This is a genomic window from Paenibacillus sp. FSL R10-2736, assembly GCF_038000245.1.
In the GTDB taxonomy this organism is placed as follows: domain Bacteria; phylum Bacillota; class Bacilli; order Paenibacillales; family Paenibacillaceae; genus Paenibacillus_AQ; species Paenibacillus_AQ phytohabitans.
The window spans coordinates 2,581,814-2,594,188 of the sequence record NZ_JBBOBN010000001.1 but is presented as its reverse complement, the minus strand read 5'-3'; the positions used below and the strand labels follow the sequence as shown (position 1 = coordinate 2,594,188).

Annotated in this window: 9 protein-coding genes; 3 read left to right on the top strand and 6 right to left on the bottom strand. The window is 50.7% G+C overall.

Annotation, left to right across the window (positions count from 1 at the left end):
- Positions 1 to 98: 98 nt before the first annotated feature.
- The 5 genes from NSQ73_RS10945 to NSQ73_RS10925 form a co-directional block, all read right to left on the bottom strand.
- On the bottom strand, positions 99 to 5,522 hold the full coding sequence (locus NSQ73_RS10945) for a diguanylate cyclase (RefSeq protein WP_340986410.1): 5,424 nt from the start codon (positions 5,520 to 5,522) through the stop codon (positions 99 to 101).
- Positions 5,523 to 5,535: 13 nt separating this feature from the next.
- Complete coding sequence (locus NSQ73_RS10940) at positions 5,536 to 6,702, bottom strand: small-conductance mechanosensitive channel (protein ID WP_340986409.1); 1,167 nt, start codon at positions 6,700 to 6,702, stop codon at positions 5,536 to 5,538.
- 163 nt (positions 6,703 to 6,865) lie between these two features.
- Positions 6,866 to 7,333, bottom strand: a complete 468-nt coding sequence (locus tag NSQ73_RS10935) for a GNAT family N-acetyltransferase (protein ID WP_052421936.1) — start codon at positions 7,331 to 7,333, stop codon at positions 6,866 to 6,868.
- Positions 7,334 to 7,482: 149 nt separating this feature from the next.
- On the bottom strand, positions 7,483 to 7,962 hold the full coding sequence (locus tag NSQ73_RS10930; RefSeq protein WP_076243289.1) for a heme-degrading domain-containing protein: 480 nt from the start codon (positions 7,960 to 7,962) through the stop codon (positions 7,483 to 7,485).
- Positions 7,963 to 8,026: 64 nt separating this feature from the next.
- Positions 8,027 to 9,112 (bottom strand): winged helix DNA-binding domain-containing protein, encoded by a 1,086-nt coding sequence (locus NSQ73_RS10925; protein ID WP_340986407.1) that lies wholly within the window; start codon positions 9,110 to 9,112, stop codon positions 8,027 to 8,029.
- A 520-nt stretch (positions 9,113 to 9,632) separates the two neighbouring features.
- On the opposite strand from NSQ73_RS10925, the gene NSQ73_RS10920 reads away from it, so the two are divergent.
- Positions 9,633 to 10,313: a sugar phosphate isomerase/epimerase gene (locus tag NSQ73_RS10920; protein ID WP_340986406.1), complete on the top strand. Its 681-nt coding sequence runs from the start codon at positions 9,633 to 9,635 to the stop codon at positions 10,311 to 10,313.
- 7 nt (positions 10,314 to 10,320) lie between these two features.
- On the opposite strand, the gene NSQ73_RS10915 is transcribed toward NSQ73_RS10920, so the two are convergent.
- On the bottom strand, positions 10,321 to 11,127 hold the full coding sequence (locus NSQ73_RS10915) for a hypothetical protein (protein ID WP_340986405.1): 807 nt from the start codon (positions 11,125 to 11,127) through the stop codon (positions 10,321 to 10,323).
- A 140-nt stretch (positions 11,128 to 11,267) separates the two neighbouring features.
- On the opposite strand from NSQ73_RS10915, the gene NSQ73_RS10910 reads away from it, so the two are divergent.
- Together NSQ73_RS10910 and NSQ73_RS10905 are read left to right on the top strand one after the other, a co-directional pair.
- The gene (locus NSQ73_RS10910) at positions 11,268 to 11,693 is read left to right on the top strand and encodes a VOC family protein (RefSeq protein WP_340986403.1); all 426 of its coding nucleotides are present in this window, start codon (positions 11,268 to 11,270) and stop codon (positions 11,691 to 11,693) included.
- Between the two features lie 213 nt (positions 11,694 to 11,906).
- Entirely contained in the window at positions 11,907 to 12,311 is a 405-nt protein-coding gene (locus tag NSQ73_RS10905; protein ID WP_039293958.1) for a CBS domain-containing protein, read from the top strand.
- Positions 12,312 to 12,375: the final 64 nt, after the last annotated feature.

Here is a 12,375-nt window from a genome sequence, read left to right as displayed (position 1 = left end):
AACAAGAAACAAGGCTGAAACCCTGAATTCCGAACACAACAAAGGCTGACCCAGGCAGCCATATCATGGCCTACCAGGTCAGCCCACACTTCATTTCATTACCTCTCGAACAGCGTGACGCAGTTGCGGCCTTCCGCTTTGGATTGATAGAGCGCATCATCGCCCAGCTTGTAGATATCCTCCTCGCGGAGCCCGTCGACAAGAACGGCCGCTACGCCGATGGATACGGTAATTCTTCCGTATTCCGGGCTAAGCTCATGCAGAATCCGCAGCTCCGCGATGCTTCTTCTGATCGCTTCGGCATATTCCCGCGACTGCTGAGGGGTGAACCCGGCCACCACAATGCCGAACTCTTCTCCGCCCAGACGGAACGCAACACCGTCCGCCCGTTCAGCAAGCTCATTCAGCAGCTGGCCGACTCTCCGCAATACGGTATCGCCCTCGTAATGGCCGTAGGTATCATTGTATTTTTTGAAATAGTCTATGTCGAGCATCAGGTAGGTCAAATGCCGTTTGTCTGCAGCTGCCTTCTCTACCTCATCCAGGAACAGCTTATTGAAGTATCTGCGGTTATACAGCCCTGTCAGCTCGTCGGTAATCGAGATTTGCTCGATCAGTCCGATATATTTGTTCAATTCCTCGTTGTTAAACTCCAATTCCTTGGTCCGTTCCGCCACGAGCTCCTCCAGATGCTCCTTATGCCGCCGCAGCTCCTCTTCCGCCTTCTTGCGCTCGGTAATATCCTTCACGGTCCCCTGAATGGCCGGTTTGTCCATATACATGATCCGGATGACCTTGTGGATCACGATGACTTCACGGGTCTTGTCCTTGTGAACTAGCCGGGTCTCATATTCATCAGGCACCTGCTTGCCTTCAACTCTTCTTGCATAATAATGCGATACCTTCTCCTTCTCGGAGGGGCTGAGGAAGTTCTCGAAGGGCTGATCCAGCATCTCATCCATCTCATACCCCAGCATCTGCGCCAGGGCTTCGTTGACATATTTACAACGCTTGTCCTGGGTAATGAATACCCCGTCCTGCAGATTGTTCACCAGTTCACGGTATTTCTCTTCCGACCGCTCCAGCTCTGTATAGAGGCTGGCATTCTCCAGCGAGAATACCATTTCTCTGGATAACAGATTAATGATCTTCATCCGTTCCTTGGTGAACACGCCGGTAACCAGGTTATTCTCCAGATAGATAATCGCAATCGTCTTATTCTGGTTGATCAGCGGCATACATACCATGGATTTCGGCTGGTGCTTCACAATATACGGATCGTTCACAAACGGTGTCTCCGAAAAAGCATCATTGTAAATCAGGCTCTCCCGGCTCTCCTCCACCTGTCTAATAATCGAGACCGGCAGGTTATCCAGCCTTGACGATTCATGAACAGCCACTGAGATTCTATCAGCATCGGCTTTATATTCACCCTCCACCAGAAGATTCGCCTGGGAGGTCATCAGAATGCAGCCCCGCTGGGCACCGGCATTCTTGATGACAATCTCCATGAGCGCTTCCAGCAGATTGTTCAGCTCAATCTCCTTGGAGATTGCCTGGGAAGCGAGGATCATTGAATTCAGATCAATGCTCTCGGTGTAGTCCGTAACCGTCCGGCCATGGAGGAATTCCTTCGTATTAATTTTTTTGACAATGGAAGAGTAACGCTCGTTAATGAACCTGATCTTCTCCTTGGCGCCCCAGACCGAATAATAGTATACGGATTGTCTGAGCAAATAAGCGGCGAACTCATTGAACTCCTTATGATAATAGAACCGGGCTGCCAGCTCATTGCTGAGCGCTTTATAGCGTACAAAGCTTCCTTGCTCACTGGTCTCAATCGCCAAATCATAATAGCGGCTTGCCTGATTATCGTTCCCGCTGATTCTGGCCCATTCGGCCTTCATCAGATATTCATGCTGGCGGAAGGTTCCCGGCGCATTCCTGGCCCATTTACGGACCCGCCCGTACTCTTTGCGCATTCTGGATTTGGCTTTGCGTTTGCCGTTCACACTTAAATCCTTATAGGCGTAAGCCAGATTCAGGAAAGTATACAGGGCGAATTCCTCCATAAAAGCAGAACCGGCCAGCGTTCCGATGATCGGGTAGGCCTTATCGATATACTCCAGTACTTCATGGTGTTTCTCATAAGTGAACAGCAGCTTCATTTTATAAATATAATAGATCGCAATTCCTGAATAATACCGCGCTTCTTCCAGCTGGATCAAATAGGCCTCTTCACTAAATGACTCACTGTTGAAGGATGTCCGGTCCGGCAGCTCGCCTGCGAGACTGCGGAAATACTGGCGGGCCAGCTGCGCTGTGGCAAGCGATTCCTTATATTTCGTATTCTCAATCATAGAAATTGTACGCGTACTCTCCTGAAGCGTGGTCGCGATGTCCATCGACGGGTTCCAGAGATTCACATAGAATGCGGAATGGGCGAGATAGAGCAGATCCCCTGTCCGCAGACTGGCTTCAATCGAGGTGCCGAACCAGTCCTGCAGCGTATCCCAGGGCTCGGTCCAGGAATGGCTGAACAGCGTATATAATACATGTGCCGCGCCTTTCCACTGCAAATCATTGAACTTGTCATTAATCCTGATCCCGAGCCGCCCGAATTCAAAGGCCCCTCTGGTATCTCCGAAGCCGGACAATAGCATGGCGTATCCGATAAAAGCAAGCGCCGACTCGGGGGAGTTGCCGTATTTCAGGGTCAGGCCGACCTTTTTGAGCACCACCAGTCCAAACAGCGAAGTCTCTCCTGAAATAAAAGATGGCGGGATAAAATTAATCAGCAGCCGCATGACCAGCTTCATCTCCGGATCTTTCATTTCCGGCGATGTAAAAATCCCCTCCGGTGTTCTTCCCCGCAGCGATGCCTTGATCACCAGCAGCTCCTTCAGTACGGAGGCCATTCCCACCTTGGCGGGAATCCGGATTCCCAGCGCCTGCAACCCTTGTCTGCCTGCAGCGATCGATTCCGGCATCATACCCAGATACATATAATGATTGGCCTGCATTTCGTATATTTCCGCGAGTGCGATTCGGTCTGTAGTATGTTTCTGCAAAAGGCTGCAGGCCTGATCCGCCTGTTCTACATGGTGGGTGAGATAGCCGCATTCCGCATACAGTCTGTTGATCTCCGCAGTCTGCTCCCTGTCCGCCAGCCAAGAATTCTCCGGCAGCAGCAGCATTGCAGCCTCCAGCAGGATGAATGCCGAATCATACCCGTAACCAGCCTTCGCTTTTTGCGCTGCACGGAGATTAAGAGCAATCACATCCTCAATTTCAGAGCGCTCGCTGATAAATTCCAGGCCTTTGTTCATGTGTGCTGCAATATCTACGATCTTGTCCTCGGCATCCCCGTTGCCATAATTCTTCAGCAGAAGACGCCCGATGCTAAGATGCAGCCTTTTCCCCCGCTCAGCGTCAAGCATCTGGTAGAAGGCCTGCTGAATCCGGTCATGGGCAAATTTCAGCCGGATTTCCGTCTGCAGCGGTGCCGCCCCTGCTTCACTCAGCGTCCCGGAGAATATGGCATAGCGGTGGTCCGCAGGAAGAATATACTCCTCGTGTACGGCCCGGCTGATGGCAGCTGCAATCACCTCCGGCGGTTCTTCACCGATCAGGGTAAGCATGCCGTAATCGAATACATTGCCGACGGCCGAGCTTAACATTAAGATCCTGCGTACATCTTCCGGCAAATTCTGCAGCTGACCCACCAGGAAATCAACGACATTCTCATTGACCGGCAGCGCCTCAATCCGCTCCAGATCCCAGTTCCATTCCCCGCTCAGCTTATCAAAAACAAAAAATCCGCGTTTATGCAGATCCTTCAGAATTTCCGTCAGGAAAAAGGAATTGCCTTTGGACCGCTTGAAGATCAGTCCGGTAAGCTTCTGCACTCTCTCCTTACTGCTGTACAATGTGTCAGCGATAAGACTCTGCACATCCTCCTCGTTCAGAGGCTTCAGGTGGATGCGTGAAACCTCACGGCTCTTCTCTATTCTGGCGATGGAGGCAAACAGGGGATGCCCTTCGTGAATTTCATTCTGCCGGTAGGAACAGATTACAAACAGCCTCTGCAGATGGTTATCCAGCACCAGCTTCTCCACCAGCTGCAGGCTGGAGTAATCCGCCCACTGGACATCGTCCAGGAACAGGACGAGCGGTTTGTCATTATGGGTGATCCCTTCCACGAACTTGGCAAAGGTCAGGAAGAAGCGGTTCGTCTCCTCGGCAGGATTCAGCGGCTCAACCTCCGGCTGAACACCGATCCAGGCAGTAAGCTCAGGGATTAGCCCGGTAATTACACTGCCATTTCCGCCCAGCGCCTTGTTCAGCGAACGGCCGATATAACTCTTGTAATCCTCATCCGGGCTCTCCAGCAGCTGGCTGATCAATCTCCGGAAGGCCTGGATCAGCGCACTGTACGGAATGTTCTTGTTATACTGGTCGAATTTCCCTTCCGCGAACAGCCCTTTCTCCTGGCTGATGGTCTGGTGCAGCTCATGGACGAGTGCCGTTTTGCCGACACCGGCATCGCCGGATACCAGCATCAGCTGCGAGCTTGTTTTGAGGCTGCTGCGGAAAGCATCCTCCAGGCGGGACAGCTCCTGCTGCCTGCCTACAATCTTTTGCGGAATGCGGAAGGTATTCAAGAGGTCCTCTGTACCTATCACGAAATCCTCATGCCCGGCCAGACATTTCTTCAAATCCGCCTTGATTCCGTGAGCGCTGCGGTACCGGTCTTCCGAGGACTTCTCCATAAGCTTCATAATTATAGCCGACAAGCCGCTGGATACACGGCCCCCGCTTGCCTTATAGGGAGGAATAGCCTCTTTGGCAATTATGGAATAGATCTGCTCAAGCATTTCCTGTGAATTAAAGGGCTTAATGCCGGTCATCATCTCATAGAGTACGACGCCCAGCGAATAATAATCGCTCCGGTAATCAATATTGCGGTTCATCCGTCCCGTCTGTTCAGGAGAGATGTACAGCAGGCTGCCTTCAAGCACTCCGCTGTTCTGGAATTCCCGTTTCTCCTTGGACAGCTTCACCGCAAGATCGAAATCAATCACCTGCACAATATCCTGTTCTCGGTTCCAGATAATATTGGACGGCTTGATATCCTTATGGATCACATTCTGCTCATGAATGGAAGCCAGTATATCCACAACCTTGACGGCGAGCTTCAGCAGCGCCTCCTGCCCGGGTTTCTCCTCCGCCAGAACCTTCTTGAGCGAACGCCCGTGGATATCCTCCAGCACCATGACATACAAGCCGTTCCGCTCTTCCAGCTTAATGGGCCGGATGACCCCCTGTACGGTGTGGCTAAGCTCTGTAAGCAGCTTATATTCCTGCTTGAAGCGCATGACCGCCTCGGCTCCGGTAAATTCCGATTTTAATACTTTTAGAATGACTGTTGCTCCGGTTGTAGCTTCGCTGCATCTGTAAACCGCTTTTATATTATTATCTGAAATGGTTTCCAGTATCTGATAGTTGTCGTTAACAATCATTCCTACTCCACCTTTAGCTCTGTTCTCCCGTGACTTCGATATCGGCGTCGAATTTAAACACGTACGCGGCAATCAGCCAAATAATCCAGCAATTCAGCCCAAAGAATAAATAACCGAAGTATCCGAGAAGCGGCATCTCGGAGAAAATATGAAACTTGTCCAGATAAGGCACGGAATATTTCCAATAATTCGGATTGGTAGGGGCATCGTCATGGAACCACTCACTGCCAAAGTTCCAGAACTCCCAGAAGAAGCCGTTGAATACGGTAGCCAGACCAATCAGCATGACCTTGGACCAGTCCCCGTTCTTAATCGGTGTAAAAGGCGTCCAATAGCCAGCAAGCGCCATTGCTGCAGACAGCATGGGAACAAGCGCGACCCATAGCACCCAGAACAGCAGGTATGGATAATAACCCATCCCAAATGCCAGGATCAGTCCGAGGATATAATAAATGATCAGGAAGGCTCCGGATACCTTCAGTTTAGGGCCGTTATTATACCGGGTACGGAAAAAGCGGAAGGTCTTCAGCAGTAGATACCATTCGAAGATGGCCGGAAGAACAGTCGTATAGGATAAGGAGAACCAGAACACATTGCCGAAATTGGAGAACACTTCATTATTGGGATAATACCAGTTCTCGAGTACGAAGAAATTGAGATATTCGAAGGCAAACCAGCTGAAGCAGGAGACCACAGCCAGCAGCTGCATTACCTTGGGCTTGCGCGAGATAATCGAGGCCCCGTTATTTCTTTTATACACCAGTCCGTCCAGAATCAGAATGAATGACCACCAAAGCGGAACAAACGTGTAATACTCCAAGGAAACATGCAGCTTAAGCCGTGCCCACATCAGAAACCAGCTGACCGCGAGGACCGGCAGACTCCACCAGAACCAGACTGGAAAAGGTGTAGCTGCTCCCTTCTGCCGTGGGGCCTCCGGGGTTTTCTTGAAGCCAAACAGCCGGGGGAATACAAAAACCAGCGTAATGATCAGCGCAACAACACAGGCCAGGGAGAAATAAAGCAGGCTGAATCCGGGGTCCGCTTCCACCTTTTGGGCAGGAAAGTCGCCGTAGCCGGGGGGCAATCCGTGCCATTTCGCCAGACTCCCGAATAACGGAAGCAAGAAGATCAATCCAAAAGTAACGATCAGAAACAATGTTTTTTTCCATGTTTTCATTGTGCAATACCCCGCTTATGTATGTAGTTGAAAAGTCGAAATTTGTTGATATTCGCTACTATTCGATAACCCTCCAGATTATTCCTGCTGACGGCACACAAAAAGATGCCCCAACGTCCACTTCCATGACGTATGGAGCATCCCGTGTGAGGTTTCTATACAATTACCCCTCCAGATCGAGCTTCATGCTTAGCGAACGTATCCCGCGCTCTTCTTCCTCTTCACCAACCGGCACAAAGCCTTGGGAAGCATAGAACCCAATTGAATTCGGGGATGAATTCACGGTAATTTGCCGGACCCCGTCTGCCTTCATCTTGTCAACCGCATGCTGCAGCAGGATTCGGCCGATCCCGGTTCCTTTGTACACATTCTTCACGAACAGCAGCGAGATGTGATTGTTGTTGCGCAGTTCTATAATTCCTGTAACTCCCTGATCGGAGGTGGTGATGAATATCTCGTGATCCTGCTGCATGCGCTTCCGGATGGCGGCAAGTTCAATATACCTGTAGAATTCAATAACCCCCTGCGCCGAATAGTTAACGGAAATATGTATATCAAACGCCTCGCGGATTAATGGAGTGATCAGCTTCTCCTCACCGGGCATCAACTGTCTGATTGCTATAGCTGTCATACGGCAAGTCTCCTTTATTCTTACTGGTTGCTGGGAAATCCGCCCAGTAATTAAGCAATAGAAAAGACAGTCCGCTTCTTCCTGCGGAAACTGCCCATCATACACCATTTCCTCCATGATCTAAGCGATAATTCAAATTGTTGTGCGGGTTAGCTGGCTTGCGGCTTAATGATCTGCTCCAGCACGGCAACGATCATCTCATGATCCTCTTCACCGGAAAGTCCGGACACAGATATGGTTCCGACTGCTCCGGCACCCCGGATCAGAAGCGGGAAGCACCCGCCTTCGGCTGCGTATTCCATCGGATCTACAAAAGCATTATCCTGAATTGTAGTATTCCATGATTTATACAGCACATTCATATAATAAGAGCTGTGTCCGAAATGATTCACTACGTTGATTTTGCGGGTGATCCAGCGGTCATTGCCGGGGCCGTTCTCATCCATTTTGGCGTGAAACAGCACGGTTCCGTTCTTCCGGATATCCACCGTAATCTGCTTGTCCATACTCTGCGCTCTGGCCAGAATTGCACTGCCCACCTGGATGGCTGTCTGATTGCTGAACGCGCTGAACTGCAGCTCCTGTTCCTGCTTAAGTATCTGCTCCAATATTGGGGTGTAGTCTTCCATAATTAACACTTCCTTAGTCCGGTTATAGTTGTTGTAGTAGATGGATCTGCTGCAGTTAATCGGGTCATTTGAGATAATCAAGTTTGGTTAAGGGCAGACCCAGGAACAGCGCATAACGCTCAGCGGCCTGCTGCACTCCTTCTATTCCCTTGTGATCCAAGGGGGCGAAAGGGGTTATAAACAGCTCGACACCTTTTTTCTTAATCGTCCGCTTCCAGGTTCCGGCTACCCGCCCGTCAGCTACCACCGTCGCCAGGAAGATGCCGTTATTGCCCGGCACGATCAGCGGGAACGACTCCGGCTCCAGCACGGCACTCCGGTCTTTATAGCCGAGAATATATTCATCGAACCCGGCCAGCAGATGAACACCGGCAGGCTCAGCTGCCGTTACTGCCGCAGGATCAGGCCTCCAGTATTCGTTGCCGTCAATCACTTCCGGTTGCAGACTGCTCCGCACTGCCTCAAGACCTGCTCTTGCATCCGTTAACGTCAGCCCTGCCCACCAGGCAAAGTCCTGCACAGTTGCAGGCCCATGCGCTGTGAAATACAGCGAGGCCAGTTCATTCAATGATTCCTCAAAAGAAAGTTCACGCGAGTATTCCACCCATTCATCCAGCAGAACGAATGTCTGCTGCTTGCCGCTACGCGGACCAAAGCAGATCAGGCCGTTATACGCACTATGCCATAGAATGTGATAGCCGCGCTGGCCGGAGATGCTGATGCCCTGTTCCTCCAGCAGCTTCAGCAGCTCGGGACGCGGGAGCTGGCGTCCGCCCTTCAGTGCGTTATAGATGATCTTCCGGCAGCGCTCCAGGATCTTGTCGTCAAGTTCAAGCTGGGTCAGTCTGGCTGCCGCCTGACGCAGAATGCGCGGGGCACAGAGCTGAAGCATCCACTTCGCATTCTCCGGCGGCACGAAGTGAAGCGTCCCGCGCAGCGTCCAGGTCAGCAGCAGCTCCCTGTCCGCGATGGCCTGCTCAACCTCTATTAACCCTGCTGATGGTGTTCGCAGCCCTATAGCCCAGACGGCCTGCATATAATCCTGAGCCTGCATCGCACCGAACGCACGCACCACTTCTCCGGGCTGAAGGGATGGAGGCTGCTGAATCCGCTGATGCATCAGCCGCTGATCGGCAATACGCTTGCTCATCACAATCATTCTCCTCTGCTGTCCCTGGTACTTTCCTCCAGTATAGGTATCTGCCTATCTGCTGTCCATCTCCAATAAGTAAGCTGATGGTAGAGCGGCCGGCAATTTGCATCCGCAAGTATAACTCTTTTGCAGGTAAAAACTGTATTATGGCGAATTATACATTCTAAATAAACCTCACTGTAGACAACAATGTTGTACGTTTTACAACTTTGAATCACTGGTAGCCGGGTGTCGGGAAGATTGTTGTATGAAATACAAGAATAATCCTGCTAAGCCGCTTGGAGACGGTGAAATCCTGCTTTTTATACAACAATTTTGGATTTTGAACGATAGGATGAGGAAAATGTTGTACTATGTGCAGGATTCTATAAACAACCTCCTGATCTCTGCCACAGAAAGTCAATGAATCTAGGAGTTCCTGCGGCCTCAGCAGCCGCCCGGAAGTCCGGATATTTCGCTAGGTGAAGGTTAATAATCACGAAGACATACGGGGTGAATCGTTTGCAGCAATTTATGATTGGTCAGTACGGAGGATTCGATTACAGCAAATTTCACAAGGATTTCAAAGCCGGATTATATGGTCACCCTGCGTCCCGGATATGTATTGTTTCATTATCCGAAGCCGGTCATTCTGGATGACCGCGTGGACTGGCAGCAATGGCGATTCAGTGACCGCCGGGAGTACATCTATGAGAGTGAAACCTCTCTGGAAGAGCTGATCCGGTACAGTGAGTATCTGTTCGACTGGCTCAGCCGGACAGGACGAGAGTATCATTTCCAGCCTATTTTGGAATTCGACGGACTGAACAGCTATGTCTATAATCAGGATTTTTTGGAACGTCTATTAGTGAGGTATCCTGATATTAAGCTGTGTCTGGATACAGCCCGGCTGTATCAGCAGGATAGGTTTGACCCCAATTTCGATGCCCGGGCGCTCCTGAGGAGATACACCAAATACGCAGCACTAATCCATCTGTCGACCGTTCAGGTCAAGGACACCGTCCGGCACAGCCATTACCCGGCACTCCCGGAACTGAGTCCCGCAGACGGCTGGGCACCTATTGAAGACTATCTCCGCATCATCCGCGAGGAGAACAGCGGAGTGAGGATCATGTTCGAGCACCGCTCAGACCTCATCACAACAGAGCAGCTGGAGCGTTGTTATGCATGGGTGGATGGGATTCTATCCGGAGTTTGATTTTGATTTAAAAGAGTCTGACTGCTAGTCCCTCCCGCTCCCTGCTCGCCCATTCCCCTTCCGTGGCGAATGGCGGCCGGACAGGCCAGTGTTTCTCCAGATCGTATTTATAAATACAATACGCGAGCGGTATGCAGGCCATCATAGAATCTCTGGCGTGCGGACTAGCCTTCCCTGCCGCATCCAGTGTTCCAAGCGCAGCCTGCGCCGTGACCGTTATCGCGAATGTTTCATCCACAAGCGCCTTGAAGCGGGGGCCGATCTCCGCAGGCGCTGCCGGATCACTGCTTTTCAGCTGCAGGGTCTTCCAGCCATGACTCGGGTATACCTCATACAACCGCGAAGCATGATCCCGTACTTCATCGAAGGGGTAAACGGATACCGCCTCCCGCAGATTAAACAGCAGCTTCCGTCCGCCATACAGCATTCCGTGCATGGCAATCGGTGTCGAAGAGACCGGGCTTTTGGCCTGCAGCGCAATGTCTGTCACCCGCATATCCCGGCTGTTCCTGCCGCTGTGTATCACCCCAAACCGCTGCCTGAAGGACTCGCGGGTATCGTCATAAGCCCCCTTCAGGAAATTGTCCCATGATGAATGATATTGTTCCTGCAAGTAATAGTCCGGTATGGAAAAAGGAAAGTCGAGGCCCCAGGGGGCCTGGCTTGAGCGGATATAATACGCCAGATCCAGCCTGTCCTCACAGCTGAACACCCGCTCTACCGTTAATTCCCCCGCCTCCAGGTTCCCTTCAGTCACGTAAATTTTGCCCTCCGGATTCTTCGCTCCGCTGAAATCACAGCCATATATTTTCACAGCATAGTCCTCCTGTAATTCTTGTCTCCGCTTGTTTCCCTATCTTAGAGTCTGCCAAGTATATTTGTAAATAGACAGGCACATGATACAATATGACAGAACCGTGCCTGCCTTAATTTAACACTAGAGGAGTGACGCATGTGGCAATTGATATTTACTTGAATTTCAACGGAAATACCCGGGAAGCTGTTGAATATTATGCTGAAGTATTCGGGACCGAACCTCCGCATATTATGACTTTCGGCGAAGCTCCGTCTGATCCTTCCCACCCTCTGCCGGAAGAGGCCAAGCACCTGGTGATGCATGCCAATCTGAGAATTGCCGGCAGCACGGTAATGTTCTCGGATGTATTTCCCGGAATGCCTTTTGTGGAAGGCAATAATATTAACCTGACGCTGATGGATACGGATGAAGATAAGATCAAAGACTGGTTCCATAAGCTCAAGGAAGGCGGCACAGTCAGCATGGAGCTGCAGGAGACGTTCTGGAGCAAATGTTACGGCAGCCTGAAGGACAAATTCGGCATCTATTGGCAGCTCAGCCACGATAACGGCCAGAACGGCTAACAATTCCAGCATTAACATATCTTTTATATACAAAAAAACCGGTAAGGATATGTTGAATCTTCCCCTTGGGAGGGCGGCATATCCTTTTATTATTTGCTCTCAGCCCTTTCCCTTACGAAGTTGTAACCCAATTGTTAATGCGCTTACATCATGTTATGTGTTTTAATTGAACTAACGTTTATGTACACATCCTACTGTAAAGGAGACTAACCTATGGAAATATCCTCTTTTTTGCTGCCCAAAGATCAGGTGGCGTTTATCACTTCCTCGATCTCAATGCGGGAAGCGCTGGAGCAGCTGGAGAATCATTATTACTCGGCCATTCCGATTATTGACGAAGAAGGCAAATATGTTGGGACCTTGTCGGAGGGCGATCTGCTATGGAAACTGAAGAACACCGAGGGTCTTAGCTTTGAGAATATGACCGGGGTGACTGTGGGCACCATTCAGCGTCATGTGCATAACGAGAGTGTAGAGATTCACGCACAGATGGAGGATATGCTGACGCTGGCCGCAGACCAGAATTTCGTCCCTGTGGTGGACGGAAGCGGGATCTTCCTCGGCATCATCCGCCGCAAGGATATCATCGAGTATTACACCCGGAATATTACCGATTAACCTCATAACGAGGCATTAAGTGATCCATTGTTCATCCGCAGCAAAGGCAGGACTGTCCTCCGAA